Raw genomic sequence first — 18,134 nt, forward strand, 5'->3', positions numbered from 1 at the left:
TCGCGGATAGATTTTTCTGTCGTGTTTCGCGACGGTTGAACGAACTATGCTGCTCAATGCTACCCGGCAGATGGACAGCGGACCATCACTATGTTGACCACCGACTACCGCCAACGAGTATCCGCGAGCCGTGCTTCCTATCATCACACAATCTCCATCAATATTACGAAATGTTAAAACGCTTGGTCAATTAGCAGCTCTTTTAAAAGAGCAGCCGAAAGTCCTGAGCTATTGGCTTTATAAAGCCCCGCTGAAAAGTAAGTACGTCACATACACTATTCCAAAGAAGAATGGTGGATACAGAACCATAACAGCACCACAAGATGGCCTGAAACGAATCCAGGTAAAACTAGCGCGCCTACTATCTGAAATATATAACGACTTAGAACAGAAACGTATCGACGAAAGTTTTGATGGCGTTAATATATCTAAATGCGTTTTAGCGCATGGATTTAAAGATAAGTATAGCATAGTCACCAATTCTCGTTTGCATATCGGAAAAAAATTTGTATTTAATACAGATTTAGAGAATTTCTTTCCGTCTATTACTTTTGGTCGCGTAAGAGGGTTCTTTATTTCAGACAACAACTTTCGCTTGGATCCATCAATTGCAACGATAATTGCTCAGGTTTCCTGCTACAATAATACACTACCGCAAGGGGCTCCTTGTTCACCAGTAATATCTAACTTCATTGCTCATATGCTTGATATTAAACTAAATAAAATGGCCAAAGCTGGGAACTGTAGTTATACGCGATATGCTGACGATTTGACATTCTCAACAAATGAACAAAATTTTCCTGCCGCTATAGCGCGCTTGGTAGCCGGAACTAATGATCGATGGGTAGCTGGAAGTGGCCTCCTCAGTCGCGTGTATGCTAGTGGTTTTCGCATCAACCATGATAAAAGTCGGATGCAATTACCGCACTCACGGCAAGAGGCAACTGGTTTAACTATCAACCAGAATATTAACGTTCCAAACGAATACTATAAAAATATTCGTAGCCAATGCCATAATTTATTTAAAGAAGGGTATTGCTTCGAGATTGTAAAAGGAAAATGGACTGAAGTCTCGTCACGCAAACTTCAAGGACGCATGGATTTTATACACTACGTCCGTAGGAGCAGATTTGGAGTTAGTCTAGATCATGTTGCAAAAAAAGACCTGCCAATTGCTTATAGGGCGCGAGAACAGAAATTCATAGACAATCAAGTTGCCTTTGGAAGGATTTACAAACAATTACTTAATTACCGGAGTTTCCATGGAATGGAGAAGCCAATTATTATTGGTGAAGGTACAACTGATGCTATTTATATTAACGCAGCCATTAAAACGATAGGAGCCGCATATTCAAAACTATATAATACTCTAGAAGACGAATTGCTTGTCGATTTTTATAAACATACCGAAAAGCGCAAATTCTATCAAATTGGCGAAGGAGCACCACCTTTGAAGGATTTTATCAGATCCTACAAAGATTTGGTTGCCCCATTTGCGCAAAAGCCTAGCCATCCAGTTGTTATCTTAGTTGATAATGACAAAGACGGACGAGAAGTAATAAACGCTGCATGTAACCGTTGGAACAAAACAGCTAATAAAAATGATCCATTTATTCATTTGATTGGGAATTTATATATAACAATGGTCCCTTTACCTGCTGCGAAAACAGATGCTTCCATTGAGGATTTATTTGATCAGCAATGGTTGTATCAAGAGAATATAAATGGGAAACACTTCTCTAAAGACAATAATTACAATACAGCTACACACTTCGGAAAAGTCGATTTAGCTGGTAAAATTGTCAGACCCAAGCGCACAAGCATTGATTGGAGTGGTTTTCTACCACTTTTAAACAATATTCAAGATGCAATAGTTCATTTCGATAATCATAATCCGTAATTTTAACAAAGCGATTCTCTGTCGGCGCGCTCCAGAAATTTGATTTAGGCGTTGCCTGACCCGACAATTCTTGTAACGGAATATTCCGTTACACAAAAAGCGGGAGTGACATGCGGGTAGTTGAATTGTTTTGTGGTGCTGGAGGGATGTCATCAGGCCTTCGCAATGCTGGTTTCGATGTAATCCAAGCATATGATGCATGGGATTCTGCGGTTGCTACGTATCGCGAAAATGTTGGCACGCACGTTTTGCAGCACGATCTCAACGATATTCTCGGTGTTGGGTCAATGATCGCCAGTTTGCAGCCTGATATGATCTGCGGTGGACCGCCGTGCCAAGATTATTCCGCCGCAGGCAGACGCCAGGAAGGCGAAAATGCTTCGATGACGAAGGCCTTCGCAATGCTGGTTGTAATTGCACGGCCTCAATGGTTCTTGATGGAAAATGTTCAACAGGCTGCGAATTCCAAGGCTTGGACTGAGGCACGGGAGATAGTGAAGCGGGCTGGATACGGGCTAACAGAGGCCAAGCTAGATGCTTCATATTTCGGTGTTGCGCAATCACGGAAGCGATTGTTTGTGATTGGACGTCTAGGAGAGCGTGACGGTTTTCTGGCATCGGCATTGGTTGCTGCTAAGTCCGAAAAACAGAAAACTCTCCGAGATTTGTTCGGTGCCGATTGTCCGAAGTCGATTTATTTTCATCCAAGGCTTAAGGGTAAGCGTGCAGTGTGGACATCGAGTGAACCCGCGCCAACGCTCCGAGCATCGTCTTTGCGCCCCATCCCCAAAAGCAGAGATGTACCTGACGGCACGGCAGTGTTAACAGAAGAGCAGATGGCTCAAATCCAGGGATTTCCAGCGAGTTGGAAATGGCTTGGAAAAACCAAGCATGATCGAATGCAGCTTATTGCGAACGCGGTACCTCCGCCATTGGCAAAAGCAATCGGCAATGTGATTTTGCAGCGCGAGGCTGGTGAAAGTCTTCCTGCAACTCAAGGAAATTTCACCCGCTGGCTTATGCAGCGTGAACGGTCGTATCAGTCTGCAAGGAATGTGAAATCGCAATTGTTAAAGGCACGGCGTTTGCTACGCGGTCGAACTTTTAAGGATACGGGAATCGAACTTGGGAGATTGGACGCAGTCGCGGAATTTCGGGCAATCGCGCCAAAAATTAAATCTGATCTTCGCGCTGCTTTGCGGTTGTATGCTGAATTTTTGGATTCAGGTGCGCAGCGCACGCATGCAGCGAAATTGGATTTGGCGGCGTGAAATCCAGTTTTTTGCGAAATAATTAAAAACAACGAAGGTAAGGTTATGCTGAATTATAACGATAATCGCTTCAAATATATATTTGCGCATTCGTTTTTCGCACAGCCTGCTGATACAAATTACCTACTAGCTAGATACACAAAAATAAATTTCATTTTTTCAGAGTTTTACTGGCAATCAGCGCAAGCGATTGAAAAGTACCTTAAGGCTGGCCTTATACTCAATGGTCATTCTTCTAAAAAACTTCAACATGACTTGACCAATATATGGGGTTCCTACAAACGCACTTACAAAAGATGTCCCGTCCCCGAGTTTGAAAAACCTGTACAGCTGAATAGTGATCTCTGGGATAGCGGTTCATTGGATGACTTTATCAATAGAATTAATAAGTATGGAGATATCGATTGTCGCTATGGGCTTGTTTCATACGACACTTTTCCGACCGACCTATTCAAGCTTGATGCTTTAATTTTCGAGCTAAAAAGACGGGTAGTCGGGCTGAACTGGCTCGTAGGCAAAGATTGGGACGTTGATCTCGATATCAGAGACTATGAGGGTATGAAATATTCACATCTAATCCAAAGCAAAAAAGAATATATAGGCACGGAGTTTGAGCCGTTAAAAAAGGGAAATAATGGTACTGCACTTGATATAAGAGATAGCTATTACTCTTGGAATTTTACCCTTCAACCAGAAAAAACACAATTTCCTCCGGCCCCGAAATCTATCAGCAGCCCTATTGGCCATATGAAAAATACAGCGTTACAAATGTTATGGAATTCAATAATTAAAGCAGAAAGTCCAACAGATTATGCGAAAAAGGTAGAATGGATTCTTAATAACGTAAAAATGAAAAGTGATGACGTTATACTGCTAGCGAATAAAGTCGGCTTAGACCCAAAAAGTTTTATAAAAGAGAAAAAAGAGCAGTGTTGTAGACTATTACCACCACAACAAACTGATCGCTAAAACTACGAATTTTTATATCACACAAAATCCGTTTCATTCAAATTCGCGTTGGTAAACAAGCTGAATTCGGCAATTCTGCGAAAATTGAAGGCCCGTAATGGGCCATTTAAAGAGCCTTTTTGAATGCTGGCGGGTGTGAGGTCACGAAGAAAAGACGCGTTACTGACCTTTTGCTTGTGCATAAGAATTTGATTTTAAGTCCTGTTTGGTGTCGTAGATACTGCCAGCCATGGATTTTGAACATATCAAGAACAAAAGGCGATGTCACCTATAGGTGTCAAAGATGATTTATTTCAAATTGAGACGAATTGAGTTGAGTTGCGGGCAACTCGACTTCGTGTTTTCCAAGCCCCGGCGGGGTGGCAACGGAGACTGAGCGCGCAAATCAAACAGTGCTGTAGCGATGTCGGAGATTGTGGGAAACAGGGGGATTAACTGGAGCAATTCTCTTTATGGTAAGCCTCAACCCATTCCGCAAGCTCGGCAGGCGTTTTAATGCCAGTGCGCTTGAATTTTAAGAATGCAGCCGCAAAGGCTTCCTGCTCGTCGGCGGGATTCTCGATGTCAAAATCCTGAATCTCATAATCTTGGGGATGATCTTCGGCAAAGTCTGGGAATGGACCTCCGAAAAAGCGGTCAATAGCTTCGTCGGAAGGGTCTTTGTCGAGAAGAAAGACAGGACCAGAACCGCGAACCGCTTTCATGTGAATCCCAAAATTTCTCGCATGCAATTCGAACGAATGACGTGGAGGGAAATGTAATATTGCTCCGATTTGAGGTTCGCAGACAATCCGTTCGATGGTCGATTTGATGATTTCTCGCAACCTGATGCGCAAATCGCGGGCCTTGTCTTGGTCCGACTCGTCCAGTTGCGCGGACAGGCTAGCAGCTTCGATGATCTTTTGCACAAAATCGGGGTCTGCCGTCGCCTTTGATTGAGCTACTTCTGCGGCCTTGAGCTCAGCAGTCAATTCTTTGATCAATTTAGAGATTGCGCGGTAGCGTTCGGCAAGATCGTCGTCGTCGTCGCCTTCCTCAACCAAAGCGACAAGACGCTTTCGCTTCCGCTTTTCATCGTCCAGCCGTGCTTTGAGCGACGAAATATCATGCTCAAGGCGCGGCGCGCTGTTATCCAGCAATTGAATAGAGCCTGCTTCAATGGTGGCGAAGGTGCGCAACAACTGGTCTTCCAACATTTCGGCTCGCCAACGCCGCGACATAGAACAATCCAAACCACGCAGATTGTTGGAGCAACAAATATATTTCCCGCCCTTTGGCGGTTTTCCTTTATTGAGAAGGTGCATAGGACTTCCGCAGGCACCGCAAACAGCAAGGCCTTGTAAAATATGTGCATGTTTGCCTTTGCGCCCTGCAGAACGCTGTTGTCGCCCTTCGGTCGCGGCCTGAGCTCTCCAGAATGTCACGTCATCAACGATTGGGGGGTAATAATCCTTAATCGGATCGCCTACAGGCTTTCGATTGCGAAGTTTGTGCGTGCCTGTATGAGGTTGATATTCACCAATTACGGCCTTGCTCTGCACGACTTTCGCAACGCTGGACGTCTGCCAACCATCACCGCCGCGCCACGTTGGTACTTTTTCAGCATTGAGCCGACGCACAATTTCGCGACGCCCGTAGCCGTCAATCGTATCTTGGAAGATGCGATGAACGATGGCGACCCGTTCGGGGCGAACATGAAATTTTCCGTCGCGTAGTTCGAGCCATTCGGGGCATCGTGGCGTTAATGGTTTTTTTTCAGCTCTTGCCAGCTCCTTTTTGCGCTCCCACGCGGCGGTGACACGCTTGGATTTCATCAAGCTTTCTTCATGTGCGCGGGCCATGATCATAATTGAGAATGCAAGAGGCATCCAATTATCGCGCAATCCGTCATGCGAATAAACTTGTCCATCACTAAGCGTAACAACTGTGATTCCAGCTCGAATTAGATCAAATAAACGCATTGCGGCATCGGTTGCCACCTCACGAGAAATACGGTCAAGGGATTCAACGATGAGGTAAGAACCGCGTGAAATACGCCCTTCCTCCACGAGCGCAAGAAAGTGTTTTAACGCTCCTTCTGTCCTATTTGTACCGCGAAATGCTGAGACACCAAGATCGCGCATCGTATCATCAAGTTGGATTCCATGGGCAGAGCACCAAGCTTCAGCTGCTGCCGTCTGACGGCGCAGGCTGTCGCCTTTAGCTTGCTCTGGCGTCGAAAAACGGATGTAGGAATAAGCCTTTACCATAAATTACACCATCGTCTGATTCGTTAAAGAAATGTATCATAATCTGCTGCTTGTCGGTCCGCCGGGATCGGGCAAGTCCATGCTGGCGCAGCGCCTGCCGTCGATCTTGCCAAAGCTCAGCCCTCGCGAACTTCTCGATGTTTCGATGATCGCCTCCATCGCAGGCGAATTGTCGGGCGGAAAATTGTCTGATCGCAGGCCGTTTCGCGCGCCGCATCATTCGGCCTCGATGGCGGCTATGGTCGGTGGTGGGCTGCGGGCGAGACCGGGAGAAGTGTCGCTCGCGCATAATGGCGTGTTGTTTCTCGATGAATTTCCCGAGTTTACACCGCAAGTGTTGGATTCCTTGCGACAGCCACTAGAGACAGGCGAATGCATGATTGCGCGTGTCAATCATCGCACAAGCTATCCCGCGCGTTTCCAATTGATTGCGGCAATGAATCCATGTCGTTGCGGCATGGCAGGAGAACCGGGGCGCACATGCGCGCGCGGTCCTCGCTGCCAGAGCGATTATCAGGCGCGGATTTCCGGTCCCTTGCTGGATCGTATCGACTTGCGCGTCGACATGCCTGCGGTTTCCGCAATGGACCTCATTCAGCCTTCACAGTCTGAACGCAGTGAAACTGTCGCCAAGCGCGTGGCGCGGGCGCGGGCAATACAGAGTGCACGTTATACGGCTCTTGGACTCGATGCATCGATGACCAATGCACATTGTTCGGCAAATCTGATTGAAGACGTGGCAAAGCCGGATGCGGCAGGCGTCAAATTACTGCGCGATGCCAGTGAGCAGATGCGCTTTTCCGCGCGTGCCTATCATCGTATTCTGAAAGTGGCACGCACGCTCGCTGATCTCGATGGTGTTGATCAGGTCAGCCGGATTCATTTGGCTGGCGCAATTTCTTATAGGACAGGCGCGGAGAGGCTGATCGCCTCTGCCTGAACTTACTTAACAGAGCCAACCAGCAGGTTGTCCGGGCTCTCGATGGTGACCCAGCGGCCAGTATTGTTGGCAGCCTGACGCTTAAGATAGGTGTATTCGGTTTCGTCCCAGCGCAGAACTTCATCGGTCAGATTGTCGAGAACGAAATCGCCGCGATCTGTGCGAACGGTGAGAACTGCATGGCCTTCACCGTCTGGCTTGCGAACAACGGTGATCAGCAGGTCGGTCATTGGAATGCCAGCCTTGGCCAGTTCGCGCTGCTTAAGAAGAACATAATCTTCACAGTCGCCAACAGTGGTCGGGTAAGCCCAATATTCCTCAACGCCGTAGATTTCCATGTCGGTCATCGGCTTGATGCGTTCATTGGCCGAAAGATTAACGGTCTGGATAAGCTGCCAGTTCTTGTTATTGAGCGAAAGGGCGCGCGTATCGCGGCTTACGATGTTGCATTCAGCAGCCTCACGCTTGCAGAATTCGTAGTGGCCGATTGGCTGTGAGGTGAGTTTGCCGGTCTGCATATAGGCGCCGGTTCCAGCCTGTGCACTGAAGCTTACAATGAGAGCAGCGATGCCAATGCTGGCAGCAGCGATAATCTTCATACCTGAGCGAACTACACACAACATACTCAACGCCCTTTTCACAGCCCGCACAGGGCATTTATTAACGAAAAGTTAAAGTATGAAACATGGTCTGAGTCAATTCGGAGTGCCGCGTATTCGCCCAACTTCTTAATTAATGGTTAACACGGGCATTCGATTATTAATGCATCTTAGGCGTGCAATTAGGCGTACAAAAAACCGCCATGGAAGCCCATAGCGGTTTCAGAACATGTTATTCTTTATCGGGTCAGAGCGGCGTAAAGCACACTTTTGTGTGGCCGGCATTGATAAAGCCGAGACGCTGCGCAGCGCCCTTGGAAAGATCAAGCACACGTCCCTTGATGAACGGACCGCGATCATTGATGCGGACGACGAGCGACTTGCCATTGCGCTGGTTGGTGACTTTAACCTTGCTGCCAAGAGGCAGCGTCTTATGGGCGGCTGTTAAGCCCGCAGGGTTCATGCGTTCGCCCGATGCCGTGCGGGACGTGAGTGCATACCAAGAAGCACCACCACAGCGCGCGGCCTGAGCTTCCATTGCGGTGATCGAGAACAGACCTGTTGTCGCAACGGCGAGCATAGCCATACGGATTTTGAAGTTCATCGTGATTCCAATAGTCGTTTCGAAGAGCCTTCACAGTCATGACTGGTAAAGGCCGGAGCCAATTGGAATCTAAATGTGGCGACGACGTGATGTTATTGGGAGTATAATGAGGTGATTGAATCACATATTTGGGCGGAATATCATCCTATACTGAGCGTTGTTTATTTAAACTTCCAAGAAAAAATCAGGAATATTTTGAATTGAATCGCGTTGTTTCTGTAAATCTATTTGAGAATCTCTGGGATTCGATGACAGACCGCGCTGATCCATGTTTTTAAGCGCGTTTCCTAAGAAAAACTGCTTAAGAGTGGGCGATTGCTTAGCCAGGACAATACAATCTTTATTTGTATCGCTAGTGTTCGCTCCGGATTCACAAGATGACGAAATCCGGCCTTTTTTGGTCAAAATGCAACTTATTCGTGTTTTTTGGGTCGATAAAGTTTGGAGTCTTGTGTGTAACTTTTGTTGAAATCCCGCGTGATGACGCAGTTTTGTCCATGCTGTCTATGCGCGCAAAAGCCAAAACCCTGCTATAAGCGCGCATCTTAAGAATGGATAAACATGCAGGACAATACGCAAAAGCAAGATACGGAAAAGACGCTAACGCCAATTTCGGCGGGAAAGCGCATTCTTTATCTTTGCCTTGGCTTTCTTATGGTGGCACTGGGTATTATCGGTGCCATCCTGCCGGTCATGCCAACAACGATCTTCATTATTCTCGCCGCATGGTTTTTCGCGCGCTCCTCGCCAAAGTTTGAAGCGCGGCTTCTTGCCGATCCACGCTTTGGTCCCATGATCATCAAATGGCGCGCGCGCGGAGCCATCCCGCCAAAAGCTAAACTCTATGCTTGTCTCGGCATGACATTCGGTTATGCCATGTTCTGGTGGGGCGCGCAGCCCGGACCGTTGCTGGCGATCAGTGTCACGATCTTCATGCTTGGCTCCGCAATATATGTTCTCACGCGTCCCAGTGAGTGATGCCTGCTGAGTGATTCATAATATTAGGCAATTTGCATGTGAGCGCACAAAACTGCCATCATCATTGAATGACACAGAGCTGTAACACTACTGTCATATGACTGTTATATAGAGCGCGTAGATGGCTGCTGACGCTTTCACGTCATGTGTCTTTTACAACAGGGACTGGTACTCATGAACAAGATGATTTCCTCGACCGCAGCGCTGGCAATTGCAGCAGTTTTGTCGGTTTCAGCTGCAAACGCACGCGAACAGATTCAGGTTTCCGGTTCCTCGACCGTTCTGCCTTACGCGAAGATCGTTGCCGAAACTTTTGGCGAAACCTACCCGAACTTCAAGACGCCGGTTATTGAATCGGGCGGTTCGGGCGCAGGCATTAAGGAATTCTGTAAGGGCGTTGGTGAAAACACCATCGACATCGCCAATGCATCGCGCGCTATGAAGGGCACAGAGCTGAAGTCCTGCATCGACGCTGGCGTTAAGGATGTTCAGGAAGTTCGCTTCGGGTATGACGGCATCGTGTTTGCGACCGATGTAAATGGCCCGGACTGGAAGCTCAAGCCTGTTGACCTTTACAAGGCGCTTGCTGCCAAGGTTATTGTTGATGGCAAGCTCGTAGACAATCCAAACACCAAGTGGAATCAGGTCAATGCAGACCTGCCAGATTGGGACATTGCTGCTTACATCCCGGGTGAAAAACACGGCACCCGTGAAGTTTTCGAAGAAAAGCTTCTGGCTGACGGTTGCAAGGAATCAGGTGCCCTCGAAGAAATCAAGAAAACCGGTCTCGACGACAAGGCTGCGGCTGCTGCCTGTATCGCTGTTCGTAAAGACGGCAAGGCTGTCGATATCGACGGCGATTACAGCGAAACGCTGGCTCGCATCGACTCGAACAAGCAGGGCGTTGGCGTTTTCGGCCTCTACTTCTTCGAAAACAATGCTGACAAGCTCAAGGTTGCAACTGTTAATGGCGTAACACCATCGGTAGAAACCGTTGCTTCGGGTGAATATCCCGTTTCGCGCCCACTGTTCTTCTACGTGAAGAAGGCTCACCTTGGCGTCATTCCGGGCCTCAAGGAGTATGTTGACTTCTTCCTGTCGGAACAGATGATCGGCCCTGACGGCCCTCTTGCTGAATACGGTCTGGTTCCTGCACCAGATGCAGAACGGGAAGCACAGCGCACTTCCTTCACCGAAGGCAAGGTTCTTGCTGCTAAGTAAGCTTTGAACTGTGGAACGTGGGGATCATGCGCCCCACGTTCTTTCTCTTTAGCGCGGGTCATATAAGACAGGCGCATTCGCGTGGAAGTGGTTTGACGGCATATTTGCGTCAATAAACTGCTTCCGCATTTTTTGGGGCAGCCGGGGAAATTGAATGTCCTTCTTTCTGGTTCTCGTCAGCGTCGTCGCAATCGGGCTGATCGGATTCTTCATAGGCCGACAGCGCGCCGTAGCAATTGACAAAGCGCAGCCTGTCGTCACCACAGGCGTAAGCGCAGAGAAAATGCATTCCCGCCCGCTTTATCATGGCTGGTGGGTTTTCCTCGTTTCCGCATTGCCCGCAATTCTGTTTCTCGCGGTCTGGGCGGTCGGAACATCAGTTTATCTCGACCACACGGCCACAGCGCGTATGCCTGCGGCCGTTGAAGATGGGACTTATTCCGAGCGCAGCTTGCAGCTTGGTATGATCCGCAGTCTCTCTGATGGTTTGCAGAAGCTGACGCCCGCTGAAATCGACAGCCTTCCGCAGACCTACGCGCAAGCACGCGACGTGCTTGGTTCGAAGGGTGTAGCGCTTGCGACCGAAGGTCAGGACTATATGGTCCCGGTTGCAATATTCCTCGATAAAGCCAGCAAGATTTCCCACACTCTGGGCAGCGCAATTGCTCTGGTTATCGCGGTTGCTGGCCTGATTTTTGGCCTTTCCGGCATTCGCCGCCGCACACGCGCCCGCAACAATGTTGAGCGCATCGTTTTGTGGGGACTGATTGCCGCTTCTGGCATCGCAATTCTCACAACCATCGGCATCGTGTTTTCTGTTCTGTTCCAGACCGTGAGCTTCTTCCAGTCGATTTCGCCGATGGACTTCTTCTTTGGTACAGTATGGGATCCACGCTTTGCAGCGGCAGGTTCGGGCGGTGAAGTTGGTCAGTTTGGTCTGATCCCGCTTTTGGCCGGTACTCTCTATATTGCTTTCGTCGCCATGTTGTTTGCAGTGCCGGTTGGCCTGTTCTCGGCAATTTACATGGCTGAATATGCGACGCCAAAAGTCCGCACCGTGATCAAGCCGGTGCTCGAACTTCTGGCCGGTATCCCGACCATTGTTTACGGCTTCTTTGCATTGATTACGGTTGGTCCGTTCCTGCGTGACCTTTCTATGGCCATCGCTGGCGGTCAGGGTTTCATCATGGCGCAGAGCGTGCTGACGGCTGGTCTTGTCATGGGGGTGATGCTGATCCCGTTCGTGTCGTCGCTGTCCGATGACATTATTACGGCGGTGCCGGGATCACTTCGCGACGGCTCGCTCGGTCTTGGTGCAACACGCTCTGAAACAATCAAGCGTGTCGTCCTGCCTGCAGCACTTCCGGGCATTGTCGGTGCACTGCTGATGACGGCCTCGCGTGCGATTGGTGAAACCATGATCGTGGTGCTTGCAGCTGGTGTTGCAGCCCGTCTTTCGGCCAATCCGTTTGAAGCGATGACGACGATCACTGTTAAAATCGTCAGTCAGCTCACAGGCGATCTTGAGTTTGATTCTCCGCAAACGCTTGTTGCCTTTGCGCTGGGTCTTACGCTTTTTGTCCTGACGCTGATCATGAACATCTTTGCGCTCTATATCGTTCGCAAGTACCGGGAGCAGTACGAATAATGACCGATTCAACATTGAATGCCGGCACTGCTGTGGCAAAGCCTGAGCGCCGTGATATCGGTATCAAGCGTCGCTACGCTGCTGAACGTCGCTTCCGTCTCTATGGCATTATTGCCATTGCGATTGGTGTGTTCTTCCTTTGCGCGCTTTTGTTCTCTGTTATTTCCAAGGGCTACACGGCTTTCGGACAGACGACGATCTATCTGCCCGTTAAACTTGAAGCGAGCGTCATCGATCCGGGCAACAAGCTTGCAACGGATCCGAATGTGCTGATCACCGCCAACTATCCGCTTCTGGTGCGTAATGCGCTGGCTGAAAAATTAGGCGTTTCAACAAGTAACCGCGCAGAAATGCGTGAAGTCGGGCGTTTCTTCTCGGACGGTGTGCGCGTTCAGTTGCGCCAGATGGTGATGGATAACCCATCGCTGATCGGAACGACGCAGACGGTTCCTGTTCTTGCCGCTGCTGATATTGATTCTGCCTATAAGGGCCAGATCGATATTTCGGTGCCGGAAGCAAACCGCAAGGTTTCCGATCGCCAGTTTGCCTGGATCAAGACATTGACCGATGAAGGTATTATGCGTGAGGCTTTCAACTGGGGCTTGTTCACCAATGGTGCTTCCAGCCGTCCTGAAACCTCGGGTCTTGGTGTTGCGCTGGTCGGTTCTTTCTACATGATGATGATCGTGCTGGTTCTGGCCCTGCCTATCGGTGTAGCCGCTTCGATTTATCTTGAAGAATATGCCAAGAAGAACCGCCTTACGGATATTATCGAAGTCAACATCAACAATCTTGCTGCTGTTCCGTCGATTGTGTTCGGTTTGCTTGGCCTTGCTGTCTTCATCAACTTCTTCAACCTGCCGCGTTCAGCTTCGCTTGTCGGTGGCCTGGTGCTGACGCTGATGACGCTTCCAACCATCATCATCGCGACACGTTCCGCTCTTCGCGCGGTTCCACCGTCGATCCGGGCAGCAGCACTGGGGCTTGGTGCATCGAAAACACAGATGGTGTTTCATCATGTGTTGCCGCTCGCAGCTCCCGGTATTCTGACCGGAACGATTATCGGTCTTGCGCAGGCATTGGGTGAAACTGCACCGCTGCTTCTGATTGGTATGGTGGCCTTCGTTGCCAATATGCCTGCAACCCCGATGGACCCTGCTACGGCTCTGCCAGTGCAGATTTTCATGTGGGCCAATGAAGCCGAACGTGCCTTTGTGGAACGGACATCAGGCGCTATTATCGTCCTGCTCCTGTTCCTTGCGGTCATGAACATCTTAGCAATTATTCTGCGCCGCCGCTTTGAGCGCCGCTGGTAAACGGGAGAGAAATGATGAATCTCATGACTGAACGATCTCTCGAAAAAGCCGTAGGAGAAAAAATGAACACCAACGCCCCTTCGATTAAAATGCGTGGCGACAAGGTCTGTGTGTTCTATGGCGAAAAACAGGCTCTGTTTGAAGTCGATCTCGACGTGCCGGAAAAGATGGTCACAGCGCTGATCGGCCCTTCTGGTTGTGGCAAGTCGACCTTCCTGCGTTCGTTGAACCGCATGAATGATACGATTGAAGGGTGCCGCATCACCGGCAATATCACACTGGACAACGAAGACATCTACGATCCAAAGATCGATGTTGTTGAACTGCGTGCCCGTGTTGGCATGGTGTTCCAGAAGCCAAATCCGTTTCCGAAGTCGATCTTTGAAAACGTGGCTTATGGCCCGCGCATTCATGGTCTCGCACGTAACAAGACCGATCTCGAAGAAATCGTTGTCACAAGCTTGAAGAAGGCCAGCCTTTTTGAAGAGGTGAAGGATCGTCTGCACGATGCAGGAACCGGTCTTTCCGGTGGTCAGCAGCAGCGTCTGTGCATTGCACGCGCGATTGCTGTCAGCCCGGAAGTGATCCTCATGGACGAGCCTTGCTCGGCACTCGATCCGATTGCAACCGCAAAGGTTGAAGAGCTGATCGACGAGTTGCGCCAGAACTACACCATCGTCATCGTGACCCACTCGATGCAGCAGGCTGCACGCGTTTCACAGCGCACGGCGATGTTCCATCTGGGTAATCTGGTGGAAGTTGGCGATACGGATGTGATGTTCACGGCACCGACCGAGAAGCGCACGCAGGACTATATCACTGGTCGTTTTGGCTAAACACTATTTCAGCAAAAGCCGGAGCCCATTGCGGTTCCGCTTCCTGCATTTTTAATCGAGAGGTCTATTATGGCGTCCCAGCATACTGTTAGCGCATACGACGAAGAACTCCAGTTCCTGACCCACAAGATCGCCGAAATGGGCGGTCATGCGGAACGCATGGTCGAACAGTCGGTTGCAGCCATTGTCAATGCCGATAACGCACTGGCACAGCGCGTTATTTCCGACGATCTCATTCTTGATGCAAGCGAGCGCGAGATTGACGATAAGGCCGTCATGATCATTGCCAAGCGCCAGCCAATGGCTGTTGATCTGCGAGAAATCATCGGCTCGATCCGCATCTCTGCTGATTTGGAGCGCGTGGGAGATCTTGGTAAGAACATTGCCAAGCGCGTTGCGGCTGTTTCGGAATCGCGCCAGCCGGGCAAGCTTTATCGAGGGCTTGAAACACTTGCTGAGCTGGCTCTGACACAGTTGAAAGATGTGCTCGATGCCTATGCAACGCGCTCCGTCCAGCAGATCAATGTTGTTCGTGATCGGGATGATGAAATTGACGCGATGTACACCTCGCTGTTCCGCGAGCTGCTCACTTATATGATGGAAGATCCGCGCAATATTTCGGCCTGCACGCATCTTCTGTTCTGCGCGAAGAACATTGAGCGTATTGGCGATCACGCAACCAACATCGCAGAAACGGTCTATTACATCGTGACCGGCCTGCAGATGCCTGCGGAACGCCCGAAAGAAGACCTGAGCCACGGTATTGTCGTGGACGAGGCGCGTAAATCCTGAAAACATGGCTTGCTGTAAGCATGCAGCGAGCCATTTGCATATGTAAGAAAACGCGGCGGCACGCGGCTGAACGGGGGAGTTGTATGTGTCGCCACGCTTAACTCAATAGGAAACATTGCATGTCACAGGCACCCAAGATTGCTGTGGTTGAAGACGAAGAAGCGCTGAGCGTTTTGTTGCGCTATAATCTCGAAGCCGAGGGCTACCACGTCGATACGATCTTGCGCGGCGACGAAGCCGAAATTGCGCTGCGCGAAAACGTGCCGGATCTTCTTATCCTCGACTGGATGTTGCCGGGTGTATCAGGCATCGAATTGTGCCGACGTCTGCGTCAGTGGCCAGAAACCGAGCGTCTTCCGGTGATCATGCTGACTGCACGCGGCGAAGAAAGCGAACGTGTTCGCGGCTTGAGCGTTGGTGCCGATGATTATGTGGTCAAACCGTTCTCGACCCCGGAATTGCTCGCGCGTGTTAAAGCCATGCTGCGCCGCGCCAATCCAAGTGTTTTGTCGCATGTGCTCAAAGTCGGAGAGCTAGTTCTCGATCGTCAGCAGCACCGCGTTTATCGCAAGGAAAAAGAAATCCGCTTAGGGCCGACAGAGTTTCGCTTGCTAGAATATTTCATGATGTCCCCGGGCCGCGTTTTCTCGCGCAGTCAGCTGTTGGATGGTGTCTGGGGTCCGGATATTTATGTCGATGATCGCACGGTCGATGTGCATGTCGGACGTCTGCGTAAAGCGATCAATATTGGCCGCACGCTTGATCCGATCCGCACGGTGCGCGGCGCTGGCTATTCGTTCGGCTGATCTTCAGGTTTATCGAATAGATTTTGTATGGCTCGTTACCTGAAAGGAAACGGGCCATTTTTGTTAGGAAATGATCCGTTCCGATTCGTGTTGTCGATGATAATTCGTTCCATAATGGACCGTATCACACGATGTTACAGTTCATTTCAAAGATTTGACTCACACAGGACGTTAAGCGCGTGAGAGGCGCACGTTGAGGTTTTTTCAGCGCCGATTTCTATGACTTAGCAGGATTTTACAGCATCCACGAATTAAGGCAGCTCTATGGTGCAAGCTGCACCGCAATTGAATCGCGTGTAATCAATAGCTTATAAGATTTGAATGGTTGCGTTAATGATTTGTTAATAATTTAGAATGGCTTAGCGCTGATTATTGTTTTCAGTTTTGAGCTCTTGAGTCTTTCGGTTTCAATATCAGCTTCAATTTGAAATATGATTTTTTGCCTTGTTTTTGCCGAAAAATTCTTAATCCTTGCACTCTAAGAAGATTAGCAGAACGTTTGAATTTTAATTTTCGTTCGATTTGGCTTGAACGCCAGCCTGATTTTGCAGCGCCTTGAAGGCGCTCTAAAAGTGAAAACAGACTGGATCAGTTAAGGGTCGTAATGATGCGCCTAATTAAGAGATTGAGCCGTTGATGCGCGCTCGTAAATGGAAACTGCCGGTTATTCTTGGTCTGATCGTAGCACCTTTTCTGGTGACGGGCTGCACGACGACTGGCGGTACAAACAAGGCCAAGACCGAAAAGACGGTTGCAACGAGCCATGTCAAAACGGTCAATGGCGTTAAGACGTTCACATACACGGCCAGAGACAGAGAATGCCTTGAGCGTGCTATGTTTTTCGAATCCAATCGGTCGAGTCCAGATGGCTTGATGGCCGTCGGCACAGTTGTGATGAACCGTCTCGCATCGGGCAGCTATCCTGATACGATTTGCGGCGTTGTTGGTCAGAAAAACCAGTTTGCGCCGGGCGTTCTCACCCGCAAGATGAATTCCAAAGCTTTGCCAGATGTACAAGCAGCTGCCGATGCAGTTCTTAAAGGCAAGCGTCATCCATCTTTGAAGAACTCGATGTTCTTCCATACGGCAGGGCTCAAATTCCCTTACAACAATATGCACTATGTGCTGGTTGCAGGTGGAAATTCTTTTTATGAAAAGCGTGGACGTGATGGCGAATTGCAGAACCCGGTTCCGCAGACGCCTTACAATCTCGCTTATGTATCAACACCACAATCGCCATCCATGCCGGAAGGGCCGTTTTACAACGTAACCACACAGCAGGATGGGACTGTTCCGGAAGCACAGCCAACGGTTCAGGTTGCTCTGGCTGAGGCAGCAAAAACGGCAGAGACGCAGCAGAACGGTGGCGTTGGTCCACAGGCGCGCGGTGATCGTCTGGCGACCTTGCCTGTGACGCCCGCTGAAAAGCCAGTTCTGACGCAAGTTGCAAGCTATCAGCCAACATTTGATGAAACCGCACCAGCGGAGCAGAATGCATCCTTGGCATATACCGCTGACAAGAAGCATGTTGATGCAATTGGTGCGATGCTTCTCGCTCAGGATCGTCCGCAATCGCCGCTCTGAAATTGAGCTGATCGCAGAATGAAAAAGCGCCCCGAAGGGCGCTTTTTTATTTTACAGGCACGGCTACCGGAACGGGCTGATAAATTACCATCGGCCTGTCGTAAAAGTTGGCTCTGTTTTGCCATTCGCGCCGATCCGCGCGGCGGTCGAGATCAAGCCGCATCAGACAATTCGCAAAAGCATCCGATTTCTGTTTGAAACCATAGCTGCGGCAGGTCTGTTCATCTGCCGCGCGGCGCTGTTCAGGTGTCATGGTTTGACAGCCTGCAAGCAGCCCTGCAATACCGAGGAAAATAAGCACGCTTTTCTTCATAGCCGTTGCTCTCATTGAATAAAAAATTCGACCGCTTCATCAATATAGCGCAATAACAGTAAAAAGAGTGGTGAAATTATGCCTTCTGATACACTGCCGCTGATTCTA

General features: G+C 49.5%; 15 protein-coding genes and 1 pseudogene. 12 read left to right on the plus strand and 4 right to left on the minus strand.

Annotated features, from left to right (window positions below; translation table 11 throughout):
- Positions 1 to 130 precede the first annotated feature (130 nt).
- The 3 genes from RI570_RS06645 (at position 131) to RI570_RS06655 (ending at position 4,140) form a co-directional block, all read left to right on the plus strand.
- The gene (locus RI570_RS06645) at positions 131 to 1,900 is read left to right on the plus strand and encodes a retron Ec67 family RNA-directed DNA polymerase/endonuclease (RefSeq protein ID WP_313827627.1); all 1,770 of its coding nucleotides are present in this window, start codon (positions 131 to 133) and stop codon (positions 1,898 to 1,900) included.
- A 110-nt stretch (positions 1,901 to 2,010) separates the two neighbouring features.
- Complete coding sequence (locus RI570_RS06650; protein WP_313827628.1) at positions 2,011 to 3,171, plus strand: DNA (cytosine-5-)-methyltransferase; 1,161 nt, start codon at positions 2,011 to 2,013, stop codon at positions 3,169 to 3,171.
- 45 nt (positions 3,172 to 3,216) lie between these two features.
- Positions 3,217 to 4,140, plus strand: coding sequence for a hypothetical protein (locus RI570_RS06655; RefSeq protein ID WP_313827630.1), 924 nt, complete (start codon positions 3,217 to 3,219; stop codon positions 4,138 to 4,140).
- A 431-nt stretch (positions 4,141 to 4,571) separates the two neighbouring features.
- On the opposite strand, the gene RI570_RS06660 is transcribed toward RI570_RS06655, so the two are convergent.
- The gene (locus RI570_RS06660; protein ID WP_313827632.1) at positions 4,572 to 6,389 is read right to left on the minus strand and encodes a recombinase family protein; all 1,818 of its coding nucleotides are present in this window, start codon (positions 6,387 to 6,389) and stop codon (positions 4,572 to 4,574) included.
- 37 nt (positions 6,390 to 6,426) lie between these two features.
- Here RI570_RS06660 and RI570_RS06665 point away from each other — a divergent pair.
- Positions 6,427 to 7,329: pseudogene (locus tag RI570_RS06665) on the plus strand (YifB family Mg chelatase-like AAA ATPase); the annotation flags it as partial.
- A gap of 2 nt (positions 7,330 to 7,331) precedes the next feature.
- Here RI570_RS06665 and RI570_RS06670 read toward each other — a convergent pair.
- Together RI570_RS06670 and RI570_RS06675 are read right to left on the minus strand one after the other, a co-directional pair.
- Positions 7,332 to 7,952 (minus strand): transglutaminase-like cysteine peptidase, encoded by a 621-nt coding sequence (locus RI570_RS06670; protein ID WP_313827633.1) that lies wholly within the window; start codon positions 7,950 to 7,952, stop codon positions 7,332 to 7,334.
- 223 nt (positions 7,953 to 8,175) lie between these two features.
- Positions 8,176 to 8,532 carry a septal ring lytic transglycosylase RlpA family protein gene (locus RI570_RS06675; RefSeq protein ID WP_313827634.1) on the minus strand — a complete coding sequence of 119 codons (357 nt, stop codon included), beginning with the start codon at positions 8,530 to 8,532 and terminating at the stop codon, positions 8,176 to 8,178.
- Between the two features lie 561 nt (positions 8,533 to 9,093).
- Here RI570_RS06675 and RI570_RS06680 point away from each other — a divergent pair.
- From RI570_RS06680 to RI570_RS06715, 8 genes are all read left to right on the plus strand, one after another.
- Positions 9,094 to 9,510 carry a YbaN family protein gene (locus tag RI570_RS06680; RefSeq protein ID WP_313827635.1) on the plus strand — a complete coding sequence of 139 codons (417 nt, stop codon included), beginning with the start codon at positions 9,094 to 9,096 and terminating at the stop codon, positions 9,508 to 9,510.
- 174 nt (positions 9,511 to 9,684) lie between these two features.
- Positions 9,685 to 10,731 carry a PstS family phosphate ABC transporter substrate-binding protein gene (locus RI570_RS06685; RefSeq protein WP_313827636.1) on the plus strand — a complete coding sequence of 349 codons (1,047 nt, stop codon included), beginning with the start codon at positions 9,685 to 9,687 and terminating at the stop codon, positions 10,729 to 10,731.
- Positions 10,732 to 10,885: 154 nt separating this feature from the next.
- Positions 10,886 to 12,379 (plus strand): phosphate ABC transporter permease subunit PstC, encoded by a 1,494-nt coding sequence (gene pstC / locus RI570_RS06690; protein WP_313827638.1) that lies wholly within the window; start codon positions 10,886 to 10,888, stop codon positions 12,377 to 12,379.
- Entirely contained in the window at positions 12,379 to 13,695 is a 1,317-nt protein-coding gene (gene pstA / locus RI570_RS06695) for a phosphate ABC transporter permease PstA (protein WP_313827639.1), read from the plus strand. Before pstC ends, pstA begins: the two co-directional genes overlap by 1 nt.
- Positions 13,696 to 13,757: 62 nt before the next feature.
- Positions 13,758 to 14,531 (plus strand): phosphate ABC transporter ATP-binding protein PstB, encoded by a 774-nt coding sequence (pstB, locus tag RI570_RS06700; RefSeq protein ID WP_313827640.1) that lies wholly within the window; start codon positions 13,758 to 13,760, stop codon positions 14,529 to 14,531.
- Positions 14,532 to 14,600: 69 nt separating this feature from the next.
- On the plus strand, positions 14,601 to 15,323 hold the full coding sequence (phoU, locus tag RI570_RS06705; protein ID WP_313827641.1) for a phosphate signaling complex protein PhoU: 723 nt from the start codon (positions 14,601 to 14,603) through the stop codon (positions 15,321 to 15,323).
- Between the two features lie 119 nt (positions 15,324 to 15,442).
- Positions 15,443 to 16,129: a phosphate regulon transcriptional regulator PhoB gene (phoB, locus tag RI570_RS06710; protein ID WP_187543657.1), complete on the plus strand. Its 687-nt coding sequence runs from the start codon at positions 15,443 to 15,445 to the stop codon at positions 16,127 to 16,129.
- 633 nt (positions 16,130 to 16,762) lie between these two features.
- Complete coding sequence (locus tag RI570_RS06715) at positions 16,763 to 17,713, plus strand: cell wall hydrolase (protein WP_313827642.1); 951 nt, start codon at positions 16,763 to 16,765, stop codon at positions 17,711 to 17,713.
- 46 nt (positions 17,714 to 17,759) lie between these two features.
- On the opposite strand, the gene RI570_RS06720 is transcribed toward RI570_RS06715, so the two are convergent.
- Positions 17,760 to 18,026: a hypothetical protein gene (locus tag RI570_RS06720; protein WP_313827643.1), complete on the minus strand. Its 267-nt coding sequence runs from the start codon at positions 18,024 to 18,026 to the stop codon at positions 17,760 to 17,762.
- Positions 18,027 to 18,134 lie beyond the last annotated feature (108 nt).

The organism is Brucella pseudogrignonensis, assembly GCF_032190615.1.
Lineage (GTDB): Bacteria > Pseudomonadota > Alphaproteobacteria > Rhizobiales > Rhizobiaceae > Brucella > Brucella pseudogrignonensis_B.